Genomic DNA, 17,298 nt, shown 5'->3' with positions numbered 1-17,298 from the left:
ACCCACCGTCCGCGCCGACTCCGAGGCCGACGCGGGCGGAAGCAGAGTGGGGGTGGTGTGAGCGTCTCGCTCGCACCACCCCCACTTCTTCACCGCGTGACCGGCGGTCGGCTACATCGACACACCACCATCGACCGGCAGGACCACACCGGTGATGTAACTCGCTTCGTCCGACGCCAGGAACGCAACCGCAGCGGCCATCTCGGACGGGTCGGCGAAACGTCCCAATGGCACAGTGGCCGTCATCTCGGCGAGGCGTTCGGCCGGGATCGATGCCACCATCGCAGTAGCCGCGTTCGGCGAGATCGCGTTGGCCGTGATGCCGAATCGCGCGGTCTCTTTCGCGACGGTCTTGGTGAACGCGATGATGCCGCCCTTGGCCGCCGCGTAGTTGGCCTGTCCGACGTTGCCGTGCATTCCGGTGTAGGAGGTGACGTTGACGATGCGGCCGAACCCGGCGGTGCGCATGTGCGGCACCACCGCGCGGGTGACGTTGAAGGTTCCGCCGAGGTGAACGTCGAGAACGGCCTTCCACTGATCGTCGGTGAGCTTCCACACCACCGAGTCACGGGCGATACCGGCATTGTTGACGGCCACATCCACCCTGCCCCAGGTATCGACGATGATGCCGACGCCTGATGCCACCGACACAGGATCGGCCACGTCCATGGCGACGGGCAGGACGGAATCCGACGGCGCACCCCATGCATTTTCCAGTTCGGTGGCGTCGCGGTCGGCAGCCGCCACACGCGCTCCGGCGGCGAGGAAGTACTCGGCGATCGCCTTGCCGATACCTTGAGCGGCGCCGGTCACGAGCACGGTTCTAGACGAGAAGTCACAGGTCAGATTCATTCGATGGCTCCTTGTGCCGATGTTTAGAAGATGGTGTAGCCGCCGTCAACGACGACTTCGTTTCCGGTGTGGAAAGTGAGGGAAGGGTCGGCGAGAAATGCTGCTACGGAGTGGAACTCGTCCGGCGTTGCCCAGCGCCGCACCGGCGTGCGTTTCGTCGTCGCCTCGACGAAACGTTCGTTCTCGCGCAAGTACTCGTTCATCGGTGTTGCGACCCAGCCGGGAATGAGGATGTTGCAGCGGATCCGGTGGCGTGCGAATTCCACGGCCAGGGTGCGGCCGATCGCGCTGGTGCCGGACTTGCTGGCCGCATAGGCGGCCTGGCCGGCTCCGCCGTATCGAGTGATGGTGGACGAGACGATCACCATGGCCCCGCCTTCGCCCCGGTCGACGAGGTAGCGGCCGACTTCTCGGGTGGTGAGGAACGTGCCGTCCAGGTTGGTTCGAATCACCCGCTGCCAGTCTGCCAACGAGGTGTCGAGGTATGCCTTTTCGTCGGCGATGCCGGCGTTGGCCATGAGGATGTCGATCTGGCCGAGCCGCTCGACGGTGTCAGAAACGGCGCGCTGGACGTCGTCCTCGCTGCCGATGTCGCAGGCGATTGCTTCCGCGCGGACGCCGCGGCGGCGCAGTGTCTCGACGGCGGTGGCGCTGCGTTCGGTGTTGCGGGCCCAGATGGCGATGTCGGCGCCGGCGGCGGCGAGGCCTTCTGCCAGGCCGAGGCCGATACCGCCGTTGCCGCCTGTCACCACTGCGACGCGGCCGGTCAAGTCGGTCATCAGATGGTCTCCAGGGTGGGGAGGGGAAGTTCGATCAGGCTCGCGAGATGGGTCCGGTGAACATCGGGACCGCCGAACAGCAGCATCGAGCTCTTCGCTCGCTTGAGGTACAGGTGTGCCGGGTGCTCCCAGGTGAATCCGATACCACCGTGGAGCTGGACGTACTCTTCGGCAGCGTGCACCGCGACCTCCGAGCACCACGCATGGGCGACGGCGGCAGCGACGGCGAGATCGTCACTGTCCGAGGCGAGGCAGTCCGCTGCGTATCGGGCCGCTGCGCGGGCTTGGTTGATCTGCACCCACAAGTCGGCCAGGCGGTGCTTGAGAGCCTGGTAGGAGCCGAGGACGCGACCGAACTGGCGCCGGACACCGAGGTACTCGACTGTGGCCGCGAGGCAGTGTTCAGCGAGGCCGAGCTGCTCGGACGCAAGCAGCGCTGTGCCTGCGCGCAGGGCTACGGCGGTCGCGGCGCCGGCGGGGCGGGTTCCGTCGAGACGTCGGGCCGGTGCCGCGTCGAACGTGATGTCGACCAACGGGCGAGTCTCGTCGAGGGACACCACCGTGGTGAGGTGGACACCTGCCGCTGAGGTGTCGACGAGGTAGGTGTCGTCACCGACGGGGACGAGCAAGGTGTCCGCCGCGGCAGCGTCCGCGACGGACGTTACCGTTCCGGTGAGGGTGGAGCTGGAGACGGTGACCGTGTGCGCCGGCGGACGGAACCACGGGGCGCCTGCGGAGACGGCGAGCGCGGCGACGGTGTCACCGGAGGCGAGGTCGGCGAGCACGTCGTCGGCGCCGATACTCTGCGCGTAGACGGTCGCAACGACCGCGCTACCCAGATAGGGCACCGGCGCGACAGCACGCCCGAGTTCCTCAAGGACCACTGCGCTCTCACGCCACGATGCACCGGCTCCGCCGATCTTCTCGGGAAGCGCGAGCGCGGCTCCGCCGACTTCGGAGGCCAGTGTGTGCCACAGTTCGCGGTCGATGGTGCTCTCAGACTCAGTCAGTGCGAGGACAGAAGTCCATTCACAGCCCTTGCTCAGCACGTCCTGGATGGTCTCGCGGAGGAAGTCTTCCTGCTCGGAGTAGAGCAGGTCCATCGTGGGGCGTTCGATTCTGTCGGTCATCGGGGCAGCTCGTTCCAAGGTGTGGTGGTGTCGGTGCGGATTTCTCCGGGCAGCCCGAGGATTCGTTCGGCGATGATGTTGCGCATGATCTCGGAGGTGCCTCCCTCGATCGAGTTGCCCTTGGTGCGCAGGAAGCGGTAGCCGGCGGGGCGGCCACTCTCTTCGTCGAGGTTGGGGCGGCGGAAGCTCCAGTCGTCGAACCGCAGTCCCCGTTCGCCGAGGATGTCGAGCTCGAGGCTCGAGACTCGTTGTGCAAGTTGTGAGTAGGCAAGCTTGGACCCTGACCCTTCGGGGCCCGGGGTTCCGGCCACGGCCTGCTGGCGTAGGCGTTCGGTGGTCAGCCGCATCGTCTCGGCCTCGACCCAGAGCTGCATCAGGCTTTTGAAGGATCCGATCGTGCGCGAGGTTGCGTCCTGTCGCCACAGGTCCGCAAGGAACCTGATCGGGCCGCCCTCGCGGGGCGCCGCTCCGGCGCCGATGGCGACGCGCTCGTTCATCAGTGTCGACTGGGTGACCTTCCACCCGGAGCCGACCGCACCGAGTCTGTTGATATCCGGAACGCGCACGTTGTCGAGGAAGACCTCGTTGAACTCGGCTTCACCGGTGAGTTGGCGCAGTGCGCGGACGTCGACTCCAGGCGAGCGCATGTCGCAGACGAAGTACGTCAGGCCCCGGTGCTTGGGCACGGTGGGGTCGGTGCGGGCGATCAGCAGCGCCCAGCTCGCCTCGTGTGCCAGGGACGTCCAGACCTTCTGTCCGTTGACGACCCACTCGTCTCCGTCGCGAACCGCTTTCGTGCCGAGCGATGCGAGGTCCGAACCTGCCGCCGGCTCGCTGAAGAGCTGGCACCAGATCTCTTCGCCGGTCCACAAGGGCCGCAGCCACTGGCGCTGCTGCTGCGCGGTGCCGTGGGCGAGGATCGTCGGGGCGGCCATGCCCAGTCCGATCACGTTGCGGTGGGGCGCATTGTCCGGGGCGCCGGCCTCTGCCAGGGCGGCCTCGACGATGGCCTGTGCGGCGACGTCGAGGCCGAGGCCGCCGCAACCGACCGGGTACTGGACCCACGCCAGCCCAGCATCGAAGCGGGCGCGAAGGAACTCGAGCCGGGGGGTGGTAGCCGGATCGTGTGTGGACAGGAAATCCGCCACGTAGCTGGGCAGACTGTCCTCGGTGACGGGTGTGCCGGTGGACGCTGCGGCGCCGGTGGTCATGTCAGTCATTCGGATCGAATCCTTTTGTCAGCGATGTCGGGCTGACTCTCACACGGATCGGCACCGGTCGGATGTCGCGCTCTGACACACGTCGTGGTGACGCAGACTGCGACATCCGGTGCCGCTCTCGCTGACTACCGTCGTCGGGCGAGACAACGATCGGAGACCAAGAAAAATGACTACACCACCGGTGGTGTTCGCTACCCCGAGCGATCTGGTGAGCGCGGTGGGAACCACACTGCCCTCGACGGAGTGGATGGTCGTCGACCAGCAGTGCATCGACACATTCGCCGACGCCACGGGCGATCATCAGTGGATTCACGTCGATGCCGATCGTGCGGCAGCCGGCCCGTATGGCAGCACCATCGCGCACGGATACCTGACTCTGTCGCTGATCGGACCGCTGGTCGCCGACGCACTGTCGGTGCCCGGCGCGTCCTCGGTCGTCAATTACGGCCTGGAGAAGGTTCGTTTCCCCACGCCGGTGCCGGTGAACTCTCGGATCAGGTTGTCCGCCTCCATCGCCTCGGCAACCGAGGTTGCCGGTGGCGTCCAGGTCGCGATCGAGGCAGTGGTCGAGCGCGAGGGTGCCACGAAGCCGGTCTGTGTGGCGATCGTGGTCTATCGGTTCCTCGACTGATCGGTTCACAACCTCTTACTCATTCACTCGGAAGGATCGACTACCCATGACAGTGACCGGATCAGAGGGTGGGCGCGCGGCACCAGTGGCCGTTGTGGGCCTGGCCTCGACGCCGTTCCTCCCTGAGCACGATGCCGTCCTTGACGAACTCGTCTACGACGTCGTCTCCCGAGCGCTCAGCGAGGCGGCCTTGCGCAAGCAGGACATCGGGCTTTCGGTGACCGCGTCGATGGACATCTTCGACGGGCGCAGCATCTCGGCAGGGATGACCAACTCCGCCTCCGGCGGATACCTGTCCGACTCGTACCGACTCGAATCCGATTCGGGAACAGCGATTCTCGCGGCGGCTGAGGCGATCGCTGCCGGCGAAGTGGAAGTGGCTGTCGCTGTCGGTGTGTACAACCCGGAGACCGCGGCGCACGGCGCCGAACGCCGTGCCTTCGTCGAGCAGATCTCGAACCTGGCGTTCGACCCGCATTTCGCCCGTCCGGTGGGTCTGACCGCCGAGGCGACCTACGCGCTGCACACGGCGTGGGCGCTGGAGAACGACCGCACCCTCGCGGAGTTGGCGGATCTGACCGCGGCGGAGATCAACAAGTCGGTCGGGCACGCCCGGTCGGCCCGTCAGGAGCAGGTCACCGGAGCCGCTGTCCTTGCTGCGCCGCGCGCGAACGGTGCCCTCACCGAACTGATGCTGCCTGCCCACAGCGCTGGCGCCGTGGCCGTCGTCCTCGCCTCGCCCGCCCGAGCGGCACGCTTGCCCGGGCGCAATGCCCTGATCACCGGGTTCGGGCGCGGGACCGGCGGCTACCTGAGCGGGACGCAGTGGTTGACCGACGTCGGCGCCTCCACCCGCCATGCAGCTCACACGGCATACCGCACTGCGGGCGTCACCGTCGCCCGCGAGCAGATCGACCTCGTCGAATTCACTGCACCAACCGCCAGCATGTACCACCCCCTCCTGGAGGCACTGGATCTGGACGGGCTGGCTCCCGACCGGATCAACGCCTGGGGATCCGCAGCCGGTGTGTATCCCGGCCTGGCCAACGGCGCCGCGCGGCTCGTGGACGCCGTCGACCGTCTCGGCGAGTCGTCCACCGGTACGACCGCGGTGGTGCATTCGGTCGACACCGTCACCGGTGCTGTCGCACTCGACAGCACCGTTCTCGTCGTACAGGGAGTGTGAGATGGCTCGACACGCAGTGGTCGCCGGCGTCGGAATCACCGAGGCCACGTCCCCACGCAAACAACAGTTCTCGTACATCGAGCTGTGCCAGCAGGCTGCATGGCGGACGCTTGAGCACTCCGGTGCAACACCGCAGAGCATCGATGCCATCGTGGTCGGCAACATCGACGGGTTCGAGGGCACTGTGCTCGGCGGCAAGCACCGCTCGAAGTTCCTCGGCCTCGGCGCGAACATCCCTCTGACCGTGGTCAACACCGGCGGCACTACCGGCGGAAACCTGATGCAGGTCGCGGCGCGCATGGTCGCCGCCGGCACCCACGAGCGGGTTCTCGTCCTCGGCGGCCCGACGTTCTATGGTGTGCAGGATCTGCAGTCCGCGATCAACACCAACTCCCCCATGGTCGTCGAGCAGCCCCTGGGAATGGGCGGGTTTCACATGGGGGCGTTCGCCGCGAGCGCTTACCAGGCGCGGCACGAGATCAGCACCGCCGACCTGGCCGCCGTCGCGGTCGCAGATCACGAGAAGGCGTCGCGTAACCCGTACGCGCACCTGCGCTACACCCTGACGGTCGACGATGTCGTCGGCGGTACGCCGCTGTCGTCTCCCCTCACCCAGCCGATGGTGTGCCCTGTGTCGACCTCGGCGTGCGCGATGCTGGTGACGTCCGCGGAATCCGCGCGCTCCCTCAAGACCACCCCCGCGGTGATCCGCGCGATGGGCACCTCCGGTGACCCGTACCTCGGCGGCGGCAAGGGCGACTTCGCCGTGATGGAGAACCTGGCGATGCTCGCGAGGCGGGTGTACGCGAAGGCCGGAATCCGCGATCCCTACCGCGAGTTCGATGTGGTCGAGGTGTTCGCTCCCTATGCGCACATGCAGCCGATGCAGCTCGAGGCCCTGCAGTTGTGCCCTGCCGGCCAGGGCGTCGAGCTGATCAAGTCACCGCAGAGCCGCCAGGGTGGAAGCCTGCCGATCAACCTGTCCGGTGGCCCCAAGTGCACCAACGCCGGAGTCGCGGGCGAACTCGCGCCGTACGTCTACGTGGCCTGGCAGGTAATGGGTGATGCACCCGAGGAGATCCGCGTCGACGGTGCCCGGACCGGACTGGCACACGGTACCGGCGGAACCTTCTTCCAATTCGAGAACTTGGCAGTATTTGAACGAACCGAGGAGCGCGCATCATGAGCGAGACCACCAGCACCATCGACCAGGCCGTGACCACCACCCCCGTGCATTGGGATCTCGACTACGACATCCACCTCGGGCAGACCTGGGGCCGGTTCATGCAGGGGCTTCGGGAGAAGAAGATCCTCGCCAACACCGGCGCGAAGTCGACGAAGGTGTACGTCCCCCCGCAGGCCTATTGCGAGGACTCCTTCGAGCGCAACGACGAGTGGGTCGAGCTCAGCGGCGAGGGCGACCTCGTTGTCTACACCGTGGTGTGGCAGGGATTCCGGGGCGGGCCGAAGGCCCCGTACGCCATCGGGGGAATCCGTCTCGACGGCGCCGACACCCTGCTGATGCACTACATCGTCGGTCTGGACTTCTCCGATCCCGCGGGCATCCGAGCGCAGCTGCCGTCCGGCTCCCGCGTGCGGGCAGTGTGGGCAGAGGAGCGCACCGGGCAGATCCTCGACATCTCGCATTTCGAGCCGGCAGTATGACCTGACCCGAGTACGACTGTGGCCCCTCCGGTTTGGAGGGGCCACAGTCGTGTTCTCTGGTGGTGCTCAGAGCCGCTCGATGATGGTGGCGTTGGCCATACCACCGCCTTCACACATCGTCTGGATCCCGTAGCGGCCACCGCTGTGCTCGAGGTTTCCGACCATCGTCGTCAGCAGCCGGGTACCCGAGGCACCCAGTGCGTGACCGAGCGAGATCGCGCCACCGCTCGGATTGAGCTTCTTCGGGTCGCTGCCGAAATCCTTCTCCCAGCACAGCGGTACCGGCGCAAATGCCTCGTTGACCTCATAGGTGTCGATGTCGTTGATGCTCAGGCCGCTGCGTTCGAGAACCTTGCGAGTGGCCGGGATGACCCCGGTGAGCATGTACAGCGGATCGCTGCCGGTGACAGCGAAGGAGTGGAACCGTGCACGGGGAGTCAGCCCGAGTTCCGCCGCCTTTGTCGCCGACATGATCAGCACCGCGGAAGCGGCGTCCGTGAGCGGGGACGAGTTGCCCGGCGTGATCGACCAGTTGATCTGCGGGAACCGCTCGTCGAACTCCGGCCGCGCGAACGACGGCTTGAGGCCGGCGAGACCTTCTGCGGTCGTGCTTGCTCGCAGGGTCTCGTCAGCGTGATGGATGGAGCCGTCGGGCAGGGTGATCGGAATCAGTTCCCGCTCGAATCGACCGGTCGCATGTGCCTCGGCGGCGAGTCGATGTGAGCGCGCGGAGTACTCGTCGAGGGTCGCCCGGTCGAGTCCCCACTTCGCCGCGATCAGCTCGGCGGAGACACCCTGGTTGACCAACCCGTCCGGGTACCGGTCGGACAGCGGCCCGACGGTGGGGTCCTGTCCCTGCGAGCTCGCCCCCATGGGGATGCGGCTCATCGACTCGACACCGCACGCGACGACGATGTCGTACGCGCCCGCGATGACTCCCTGCGCGGCGAAGTGCGCAGCCTGCTGGCTGCTGCCGCACTGACGGTCAACGGAGGTTCCGGGCACCGACTCGGGAAGCCCGGCGCGCAGCGACGCCGTCCTGGCGATGTTGAGGGCCTGCTCACCCGTTTGCGACACGCAGCCGGCGATCACGTCGTCGATCAAGGTGGGATCGAAGTCGTTGCGGTCGAGGAGCGCGGCGAGGGTCTGCGAGAGCAGGTCGGCGGGATGCACACTGGACAGTGCACCTCCCGGCTTGCCGCGGCCGGATCCGGTCCGTACGGCGTCGACGATGACAGCATCGATGGTCACGAGAAATCTCCTAGTTCTCTGTCTTCTTCGTGGGTTGTTCAGAAGGGCTTGGGCCTGGTCGTCAGGCGTGCCACAGGTTTGGGCCCGGACGGGTCAGCAGCAAGCGCGGGACGACCACGGTGCGCTCGAGTTCGGTCAGTGCCACGGTCTGGTCGGCGACATCGCGGGCGGTGATCATCTCCGTCGGCGCGATCGTGTCCGCCAGACCAGAGGTCATGTCCGTCGCGACGTATCCCGGGCACACTGCCACGCCGGACACACCGTGCTCGTACTCCTCGACGGTCAGTGTCTCGCACAAAGAGATCAGGGCGGCCTTGGTCGCGCCGTACGCGGAGTTGAGGGGTTCGGCGCTGATCCCGGTCATCGAGGCCATCGCGATCACGCGCGCTCCCTTGGAGGACAGGCCACCGGTGGCTCGCATCGTGGGAAGCAGTTGCTGGACAAGCTGGTATGCGGACCGCACATTGACTGCGTAGAGCTTGTCGAGGCGCCGCAAGGGAAACTCCGCGAATCGCCCGATTGCTCCCATCCCCGCGTTGAGGACCAGCGCATCCGTCCGGCCGAACGCGTCAACGTGTTCGCGGGCGAGTTGTTCGACCGCCGCCTCGTCCGACATGTCAGCCGCCACCGCGACGATGCGGCGTCCGGTGTCGGCGGCAAGAGCGTGGGCGAAGCCTTGCAGGGCTTCTGGCTGTCGAGCGCTGACGGTCAGGTTCCAGCCCCGCTCGGCGAGGGTGCGCGCGATCAACGCGCCGATGCCTCGGCTCGCGCCGGTGACCAGTGCGACCCGGGCGTCGTCGGCGCTCATTGGGGTGCCATTCGGATCGCGCCGTCGAGGCGGATGGTCTCCCCGTTGATCATTGCGTTCTCGGCGATGTGGCGTACCAGGTTCGCGTACTCGGCCGGTCGACCCAGTCGCGAAGGATGTGGAACCTGAGCTTCGAGGGATGCGCGTGCGGAGTCCGACAGCCCCTTGAGGATCGGCGTCTCGAACATCCCGGGGGCGATTGTCACGACACGGATCAGTCTGCTCGCGAGGTCTCGTGCGATCGGCAGTGTCATGCCGACGATGCCGCCCTTGGATGCGGAGTAGGACGCCTGGCCGATCTGACCGTCGAAGGCAGCGACGGAGGCGGTGTTGACGATCACCCCGCGCTCGCCGCCGATCTGTTCGGTGGCGGCGATGGCGGGGGCCGCGAGGCGGATGACGTTGAAGCTTCCGATGAGGTTGACCTCGACGACCCGTCGGAAGCGCTCGAGGTCGAGCGGGCCTTTGGAGTTCAGGGTCCGAGCCGGATCGCCGATGCCGGCGCAGTTGACGACGATCCGCAGGTCTCCCCATCCGGCCGCGATGTCGATCGCGGGCCCCACCTGATCGGCTTCGCGGACGTCTGCGCCGATGAATCGGACGCGATCGCCCAGGTCGCGCAGGCCGTTCAGATCCGCCGAGGGGAGGTCGAGGGCCACCACGCGGGCGCCTGCGGCGACGAGTTCTGTGGTGGTTGCCAGACCGAGGCCGGAGGCACCGCCGGTGACGAGAGCAACGGTGTCGGAGGTGATGTTCATCGGGTCGTGTCCGTCCATTCGATGTGTGCTGCAACAGTTCCGGTGTCGGGCTGGTACCAGCCCCTGTGCTGCGCGTAGTCGAGCATGGCTGCGAAGCTGGTTTCCCATTCCGGGGTGGGTGTGGCCGACAGCGCGGCTCTGGCGGCGTCCCGGAACGCGCTCACGTCGAGCTTGATCGTCTCGGGGGTGGACTCGACCACTGCGAGGTTGGCCGACAGAAGCGCGTCGAGGACCGCTGACGGCGACTGCCCGGTAGTTGCCACGATCGACAGGCGACGGAAGTCCTCGGGCTCCTGAACGGAGGGCGGTCCGGTGGGCGTCACCGCTATGTACATCTTGTCTCCCGGGTTGTGAGCTGATACTTTCGAGCCTCACACCGAACACCGGACCTCGGTCGTCGCATTTCGATACGCCCACTGCGAACGAACGGGCCATGTGTGTCGATCTGGGACAACCGCATGTGACTGGCGACACATACGTTGGCGGTTGTTCGAGCAGTACCCGCAGACAGGAGAGTGAAGTGACACAGTCGATTCAACGCCCCCAGTGGGCCGACGCATCGTCGGAGGCGGCGCGCGCTCATGGTGCCGACGAGGCGTTGGTGCTCGAGTTCATGGATGCGCTGAGCAGCAATGACGCCGACCGCCTCATCGCCTACTTCGCCGATGACACGATGTACCACAACATGCCACTGCCCGCCGCCTACGGCCGTGATGCCGTCCACGCAACTCTCGCCGGCCTGTTCACGGTGATGAGTATCGACAAAGTTGACACCTTCTACATCGCATCGCGTGATGGCGTGGTGTTCACCGAGCGCGTCGACCTGCTGACGGCCCTTCCCACCGGTAAGTCGTTCGAGTTGCCCGTCACCGGCATCCTCCACATCCGCGACGGCAAGATCACCGGTTGGCGTGACTACTTCGACCTGCGCAGTTTCGAGGAAGCGGTCGACTTCGCACTCGGTGGATAGACCGACTCGTCGTTCCGCCGAGACGGTGAGTAACGCAGAAGGGGGTTCAGTCGAGGCGCTCGGCTGGACCCCCTTTCTGCATGCTCCGGGGCCGCGACCGGCAAACAGGACCGCTACGGTGTGCCTATGACGGTCAACCATGCTCCCGATCGGCGTGTACGGCTCGAGGCCGACGATCGTCGAGAGCGGATGATCGAGGCTGCGCAGTCGCTGTTCGCGGACCGGTCATACGATTCCGTCTCGACGGAGGAGTTGGCCCGCGCCGCGGGCACCACGCGCACCAATCTCAACTATCACTTCGGCAACAAGCGCAACCTCTACCTCGAGGTGCTCCGCCGTTTCTCTGCCCTGCCGTCGAACCTTCCGCGCAGCGTCACACGGGGGGACGCCCCGGTTGCCGACGCGGCGCGGGCATTGTTCACTCGTTGGCTCAATCTCGTCGAAGAGAACCGAGCGACCTTCACTGCTCTGATGCGGGCGCAGCGATCCGCAGACGACGAGATCGCGGCCCTGCTCAGAGGCAGCCTGGCCTCGTGGGAGGACCGAATCCTCGCCGTCACCGCAATGCCTGCCTCGGAAGCGTCGCGTGCCCGAATCCGCGCATTTCAGGGGATGATCAGCGCCGCGACGTCAGAATGGCTCGACCACGACACATTGTCCAAAGACGATGTTCTCGAGCTGCTGGTGCGCGGTGTTGTAGCCCTGAGTGACTGAGACACGATCGGTGCCGCCGAGCTTCACTCGGTGGCACCGGTCGCGCATGTCAGATCTGGTCAGCCGAAGAAGCCGAGAGCGGCGCGGCCGATCATGTCGTAGGTCTGCCCAGAGTTGACGGGGTGATAGATGCCTGCCCGGGCGTCGCGGAACACCCGCTCGAGGGGCAGTCCGCGGCGGATTGCGCTTCCGCCCACCAGCCGCAGCGCCACATCGGTGGCACGAATCGCCGCCTCGGTGGCGGCGACCTTGCCGATTGCCACCCGCGCAGGGCGCTCGTGCGGGTTCCAGGACGCGTCAGCGCCTTCGAACAGGGCCTCGGCGGTGCCTCGAACAGCCCATTCGGCGGCTTGCAGTTCGGTCAAGGCCTTGCCCAGCTCGTACTGCACGTACCCGACATCGCGGACGGCCTTCTGCTCCCCCTCCTGCGTCCTGCCGAGGTTCTTCTTCGCCAGAGTCTCCGTCGCCAGGCGAAGTGCACGGTCGCCGACTCCGAGATAGACGCCAGCGAAAGGGAAACAGGCCCATTCGATCTCGCCGAAGAGCCCGTTGCGGTAGGAGCCGCTGTACGCCTCGCCAGGCACCGAGACGTTGTCGAAAATCAGTGTCTGGGTTCCGCTTGCACGCATGGACATGGTGTCCCAGGTGCGGTCAATCTTCAGGCCGGCGCTCGCGGCGGGAATGACGAACACCGCTTCCCGATCGGCGTGCTCGGAGAAGGTGTCGGGCAACGAGCCGTCGTCATTGGTGATGACGGCAGTGAAGGCGATGATGTCGGCATTCTCGACGTACGTTGCCCAGTTCTTCTTGCCGTTGACCGTCCACCCACCATTTCCGTCGGGGACAGCGGTTGTGTCGGACAGGCCACTGATGCCGGCGCGTTCCTCACTCAACGTTCCGGACAGCATGTCTCCGGTTTCGACGATCCTCCGGAACAGGCGCTCCCGCGCAGGCTCGTCGAGAAGGTTCCGGAAGATGCCGACCATGACGTGATGCATGTTGAACGAGAGTGTGATTCCCGGATCACCGTAGGACGCAAGCTCCTTCTCCACCAGCGCCGTCGTCCAGACATCGGCACCGAACCCGCCGTACTTCTTCGGGATCACCAACCTCGGAAGTCCGCTGTCCTTGTACATAGGGACGAGCTCGGAAGGGAAGAGGTTCTCCTCGTCCGCCTGCCTGCCGAGACGGTCGAACTCCACCGCGAGGTCTCGTGCCCGCGCCACGAGGTCCGCGCGCTCCTGCGGGGTGACTTCGACAGCATGCTTGTTGCCCATTGGGAACTCCTTGATGTTGAAATGACTTACCGGGAAAACAATTGGCCGATCCGACGAGCTGCGCTGTGCTGCCACCCGGCGGATTCTCGGTCAGTGCGAGTCAGACGCTAGGAGTGGGCCGACGACAGGAGGTGTCCCAGAATCGGACGGCTCCACCCAGCACTGTTGACACTGCGTCAGGAGCGCATCCACAATGACCGTGTGACACAGGTCATAGACGGTCGTCGAGGTGGCACGACCAGCCGGTACGTAGACGAACGAGTCCGCGAACTCCTCCGCGAGCGGCGCTCGACGCTCGGCAGGGAGGTGTCGCCCGCTGTCATGGAATCGTGGGCACGTAGCGTCCGATACGGCCTTGACCCCAATCATGTCGAGCCGAGCAGCAAGATCGACTACGACATGGACAGCCGACTGTTGTCCATTGCTGACACGGTGATGTCAACGCGATCAGGCAGCCTGGACATGACCGCGGGATGTCTGTTCCTGACCAACAACTCCGGAGTCATCCTGCGGCAATGGTCAGGCGATTCGACACTCAGCGCCGAACTGCGCCGGCTCGACGTCGAGCCCGGATTCCTCGTATCCGAGACGACGCTGGGAACCACGAGCGGCAGCACACTGATCACCGGCACCCCGGCTTTCGTCCGTGGACCCGAGCACTTCGGCGACCAGTTCGTCGACTACACCTCCGCGGGCATGGTTGTCACCCACCCCGTCCTGCGCAGGGTGATTGGCAGCATCAACCTGATCTGCCGATTCCAGGACACCTCACCAGCAGCGCTAGGCTGGGTTAGCGAGATCGTGCGCGCCATCGAGGCGGCGCTCCTCGACGGGGCAACCCAGTCTGAGCAGCTGTTGATGCGCGGATTCCTCCTCGAGAACCGGGACTCTCGACATCCCGTTGTCGCGGTCAGCGAACGCACCGTGGTCACCAACGCCGCCGCTGCACGCATGCTCGGGACGGTCGACCAACTCATGCTCTGGGAGTACGCATCACGAATCGCATCCGCGCCAGATCAGGCACCCCCGCCCTTCGTCCTGAGCGACGGATCAACAGCCACCGTGCGATGTAGGCCCATCACGAACGCCGACGCGCTCGTTGGAATCGTCATGAATCTCGCACGATCACATCCAAACCGCACCCGGCCTCTCCCGGCACCTTCGAGCCTTCACGGCCTCATCGGGTCCACACTGGCATGGAAATCCATGTCCGAGAGGATCACCAGATGCGGTGGCGCGTCAATGCTGCTCCACGGCGAACCGGGCGTCGGCAAATTCGCCATTGCCCAGTCCGTTGCAGGTCCTCACGCGACGGTGCTCGACGCGGCAGAGTGCCAGCGCGATCCCGCCCGCTGGATCGCTAACGTCGAGCACGCACTGAACAAGCCCGGCACCCCCGTAATCATTCGGCACCTCGAGCAGCTTTCGCAGAATGCAACGGGAGAACTCGCCAACGCACTGATACAGCATCAGCACGCAGCCCGGATCATCGGAACGTCGACAGAACCGCCACCTCAGCGGTACGCGGATACTGAGGCGCTCTCGCAGTTCGTCGCCACCGTCGCTGTGCCGCCCCTACGCGACCGAATGGGCGATCTTCCCGACCTCGTCGCCCACTTCACCGAAAGAGCTGTAACTCAGACCGGTCGTGACTCCGTCCGATGGATGTCCGACGCCCTACAAGCCCTTTCCCGAGTCACATGGGCAGACAACCTAACCGGACTCGAGCGCACCGTCAGACAAGTCGTAGCCAGCGCTCGCTTCGACTACATCGGATCCCGCGACCTTCCCGTCAACCTCGCTATCCAAACCGCCCGCCGTCAACTCAGCACCATCGAACGCGTCGAGGCCACCGCCATTATCAACGCGCTCCACAACGCAGACGGAAACAAACTCCGAGCGGCCGAAGCACTCGGCATCGCACGGTCTACCCTCTATCGAAAACTAAGGTCCCTAGGAATCGACCTGGGTGAATCAACGTTCTGACGGCGAGTGCGGGCCGCCGGGGTATCTGCCGCTACGGCGCGACGGCCGCGGCCCGTCGACCGCCCGAGTTCGCACAGCCTGATCACCAACCCCGGTCGCAGCATCGGTGGGCAGAGCCCAGAACACCGACGGAGCGCCGCACACGAACCACACCGCAATCCCCAACACCAGCACGATCGAGGCGGTGAACAGTCGACTCTGCCAGGTCATGGATGCCCGGATGTCAGCAAGTCGGACGGTTATTGCAGGCGAGTTCACCGCGGTTGAAACCTCGTACGGCACCAGATGCGGCTTGGGGATCGGCTGATCAGCGCGTCGACGTCATCGCTGTCGGTCAGCGAAGTATCGAGCCATGGACGTCTCCGGCAGCATCACCGGCGAGTGTTCGTGGATCCCGCTGGAGGCGTCGGTCGCCGGCCGGGTCAGCGCGGTGCACGTCCAGAGAGCCTGCCGAGGCGGAGTCCTTGAGCGCGGGCTTCTGAGTGACCGTCTCCGACCGCGCGTTGATATCCGCGACCCGATCTCCTGATCCTTCGCCTCCGCATCCGGATCCTCACGCGGTGCGCGGTCGAGGACGACGTTCACCTTCTGCGTCGGCGACGTTGTACGAGGCGCCAACCCCTTCCCGACCGTCTCGGTCACATCGAACGCCGCAACCAACTCGGCACGGCTGCCCGTTGATGCATATCGGCCACACACTGCCCGCTCCCCTCGCTGTCGAACCCGACATCGTCCCAGCAGGCGCGCGCCGCGGCCGACCTCGTCGAGTCCGAGGCCGCGCACCATCCGCCCGAATTGCTGTCTGACATCTGATGATGACACGTCCCCTCGCCCTTCCGGAGCCACTGGGTGGCCGCCGGCGCGGCCGATCAGTTCGGGGGGTCCGATCCAGTGATGAGATGTGCGGACCAGTTGCGGCGGCACCCGGATCGGTGTCGCGGTCTCGTCGAAGTAGCTGCGGTAGTCGATCAAGCCCCGCTGGGGCTGTCCGGTGTCCGGGTCGATGCCGCCGAGCAACGGAACCGCCCGTCCGTAGAGACGTGGCGCTGGCAATCGGTTCTCGATCGCGCACAGAAGTGCAACTCATCGACTGACCGTGAGCCTTGAGCCGTTGTTGGCAGACCCAGTGTGACGGCACCTGGGTTGGCCTGAACGAGGCGGCGACAATCAGCGAATCCTTCTGCTGTAGTGCATGATCAGGCGGGATGGCGATCTGCTGTGTGCGCGTCAGTCCTGTGATGCGGTCTGCAGGTACGTCCAGGGAGTCCGGTTGTGCAGCCATGCCTGAAGATTCACCGCCATGGTGCGTATGCCCTCTGTCGCGTAGTGCTCACGGTCCCATGCCGCGTACATCCTTACTGTCAGAGGGTTTCCCATCGCGAACAGAGGAATCTGATGTAGCCCGAAGCGCGGGGGTTCCGTGACCACTGCGCCCCCACCCCGGCGGCGGCAAGGGCTTGTGCAATCGTCCCGGTGCCTGTGATGTGGGCGAGATCCAGGCTGACTCCGAGAAGGCTGGAGGCACCCACCACGACATCTTCCACGGCGCTTCCGAAGCCTGGCATCACGATGCGTTGGTTTGTGAGCAGTTCGAGTTCCAGGGCGTGGCGGTTGCGGGCCCAATCCGGAACTTGAGCGAATTGTGCGGTGATCGGTATGTCGACCAGTTCTAGGACTGATCGCTCACGGGGCGGGGCATGTGTGCTGACGGCGAGATCGACGTTCTTGTCCAGGGCGGTGTAGACGTCGTTGGGCGTCACCGTGCGTACGTCCACAATGGGCGCCGAGGTCTCCGCGATGAAGGGTGCAATGATGAAGTGCGCCGTGGTGTCGAGGCAAGCCACCGTGTACGCCGGCCGCCCCATAAACAGCGCACGCATCACTTCCTCGGCTCGATCGACCCTGCTGAGGATGTCGGTTGCCAGCTCCAGGAGCTTTTCGCCGGCCCCGGTGAGTTCCATTCCCGACGGGGTACGCCGGAACAGGCTGGCCTTGATGGCGCTCTTTGATCCTGCTCAGACCTGCTCACCGAAAGTGCTCACCCGTGTGGCTCCGCCGATGAGGGCGGGTC

General features: G+C 65.6%; 17 protein-coding genes and 1 pseudogene. 7 read left to right on the top strand and 11 right to left on the bottom strand.

Translation table 11 applies throughout. From position 1 onward, the window contains the following. Positions 1–111 precede the first annotated feature (111 nt). Genes RBB84_RS19665 through RBB84_RS19650 form a run of 4 tightly spaced genes read right to left on the bottom strand, consistent with a single transcriptional unit; the run spans position 112 to position 3,981 of the window. Positions 112–852 (bottom strand): SDR family NAD(P)-dependent oxidoreductase, encoded by a 741-nt coding sequence (locus RBB84_RS19665; RefSeq protein WP_350246580.1) that lies wholly within the window; start codon positions 850–852, stop codon positions 112–114. Between the two features lie 23 nt (positions 853–875). Next, positions 876–1,631 carry an SDR family oxidoreductase gene (locus tag RBB84_RS19660; RefSeq protein ID WP_350246578.1) on the bottom strand — a complete coding sequence of 252 codons (756 nt, stop codon included), beginning with the start codon at positions 1,629–1,631 and terminating at the stop codon, positions 876–878. Beyond that, the gene (locus tag RBB84_RS19655) at positions 1,631–2,761 is read right to left on the bottom strand and encodes an acyl-CoA dehydrogenase family protein (protein ID WP_350246576.1); all 1,131 of its coding nucleotides are present in this window, start codon (positions 2,759–2,761) and stop codon (positions 1,631–1,633) included. The genes RBB84_RS19660 and RBB84_RS19655 overlap by 1 nt, the downstream gene beginning before the upstream one ends. After that, positions 2,758–3,981: an acyl-CoA dehydrogenase family protein gene (locus RBB84_RS19650; RefSeq protein ID WP_350246574.1), complete on the bottom strand. Its 1,224-nt coding sequence runs from the start codon at positions 3,979–3,981 to the stop codon at positions 2,758–2,760. Before RBB84_RS19650 ends, RBB84_RS19655 begins: the two co-directional genes overlap by 4 nt. Before the next feature lie 166 nt (positions 3,982–4,147). On the opposite strand from RBB84_RS19650, the gene RBB84_RS19645 reads away from it, so the two are divergent. Genes RBB84_RS19645 through RBB84_RS19630 form a run of 4 tightly spaced genes read left to right on the top strand, consistent with a single transcriptional unit; the run spans position 4,148 to position 7,463 of the window. Next, on the top strand, positions 4,148–4,612 hold the full coding sequence (locus RBB84_RS19645; RefSeq protein WP_350246573.1) for a MaoC family dehydratase: 465 nt from the start codon (positions 4,148–4,150) through the stop codon (positions 4,610–4,612). A gap of 46 nt (positions 4,613–4,658) precedes the next feature. Further along, the gene (locus RBB84_RS19640; RefSeq protein WP_350246571.1) at positions 4,659–5,798 is read left to right on the top strand and encodes a hypothetical protein; all 1,140 of its coding nucleotides are present in this window, start codon (positions 4,659–4,661) and stop codon (positions 5,796–5,798) included. A gap of 1 nt (position 5,799) precedes the next feature. After that, complete coding sequence (locus tag RBB84_RS19635) at positions 5,800–6,984, top strand: thiolase family protein (RefSeq protein ID WP_350246569.1); 1,185 nt, start codon at positions 5,800–5,802, stop codon at positions 6,982–6,984. Then, complete coding sequence (locus RBB84_RS19630; protein ID WP_350246568.1) at positions 6,981–7,463, top strand: Zn-ribbon domain-containing OB-fold protein; 483 nt, start codon at positions 6,981–6,983, stop codon at positions 7,461–7,463. The genes RBB84_RS19635 and RBB84_RS19630 overlap by 4 nt, the downstream gene beginning before the upstream one ends. A gap of 66 nt (positions 7,464–7,529) precedes the next feature. On the opposite strand, the gene RBB84_RS19625 is transcribed toward RBB84_RS19630, so the two are convergent. From RBB84_RS19625 to RBB84_RS19610, 4 genes are all read right to left on the bottom strand, one after another. Next, positions 7,530–8,714 carry a thiolase family protein gene (locus RBB84_RS19625; protein ID WP_350246566.1) on the bottom strand — a complete coding sequence of 395 codons (1,185 nt, stop codon included), beginning with the start codon at positions 8,712–8,714 and terminating at the stop codon, positions 7,530–7,532. Between the two features lie 61 nt (positions 8,715–8,775). After that, complete coding sequence (locus RBB84_RS19620) at positions 8,776–9,522, bottom strand: SDR family oxidoreductase (protein ID WP_350246564.1); 747 nt, start codon at positions 9,520–9,522, stop codon at positions 8,776–8,778. Beyond that, positions 9,519–10,280, bottom strand: coding sequence for an SDR family NAD(P)-dependent oxidoreductase (locus tag RBB84_RS19615; RefSeq protein WP_350246562.1), 762 nt, complete (start codon positions 10,278–10,280; stop codon positions 9,519–9,521). The genes RBB84_RS19620 and RBB84_RS19615 overlap by 4 nt, the downstream gene beginning before the upstream one ends. Beyond that, positions 10,277–10,603, bottom strand: a complete 327-nt coding sequence (locus tag RBB84_RS19610) for a hypothetical protein (RefSeq protein ID WP_350246561.1) — start codon at positions 10,601–10,603, stop codon at positions 10,277–10,279. Before RBB84_RS19610 ends, RBB84_RS19615 begins: the two co-directional genes overlap by 4 nt. Before the next feature lie 197 nt (positions 10,604–10,800). Between RBB84_RS19610 and RBB84_RS19605 the strand changes: the two genes are divergently transcribed. Next, a complete protein-coding gene (locus RBB84_RS19605; RefSeq protein WP_350246560.1) occupies positions 10,801–11,250 on the top strand; it encodes a limonene-1,2-epoxide hydrolase family protein in 450 nt (149 codons plus the stop codon). Between the two features lie 126 nt (positions 11,251–11,376). Next, positions 11,377–11,964 (top strand): helix-turn-helix domain-containing protein, encoded by a 588-nt coding sequence (locus tag RBB84_RS19600; protein ID WP_350246558.1) that lies wholly within the window; start codon positions 11,377–11,379, stop codon positions 11,962–11,964. Positions 11,965–12,023: 59 nt separating this feature from the next. Here the strand turns inward: RBB84_RS19600 and RBB84_RS19595 are convergent, their stop codons facing one another. After that, complete coding sequence (locus RBB84_RS19595; protein ID WP_350246556.1) at positions 12,024–13,241, bottom strand: acyl-CoA dehydrogenase family protein; 1,218 nt, start codon at positions 13,239–13,241, stop codon at positions 12,024–12,026. A 201-nt stretch (positions 13,242–13,442) separates the two neighbouring features. On the opposite strand from RBB84_RS19595, the gene RBB84_RS19590 reads away from it, so the two are divergent. Next, positions 13,443–15,227 carry a helix-turn-helix domain-containing protein gene (locus RBB84_RS19590; RefSeq protein ID WP_350246555.1) on the top strand — a complete coding sequence of 595 codons (1,785 nt, stop codon included), beginning with the start codon at positions 13,443–13,445 and terminating at the stop codon, positions 15,225–15,227. 223 nt (positions 15,228–15,450) lie between these two features. Here RBB84_RS19590 and RBB84_RS19585 read toward each other — a convergent pair. Next, positions 15,451–15,926, bottom strand: a pseudogene (locus tag RBB84_RS19585) (SOS response-associated peptidase family protein). 662 nt (positions 15,927–16,588) lie between these two features. Then, positions 16,589–17,188: a hypothetical protein gene (locus RBB84_RS19580; RefSeq protein ID WP_350246553.1), complete on the bottom strand. Its 600-nt coding sequence runs from the start codon at positions 17,186–17,188 to the stop codon at positions 16,589–16,591. Positions 17,189–17,298: the final 110 nt, after the last annotated feature.

This window comes from Rhodococcus sp. D-6, assembly GCF_040256695.1.
GTDB lineage: Bacteria > Actinomycetota > Actinomycetes > Mycobacteriales > Mycobacteriaceae > Rhodococcus > Rhodococcus pyridinivorans.
The sequence above is the reverse complement of the archived record's forward strand: the minus strand, read 5'-3'. Positions and strand labels throughout refer to the sequence as shown.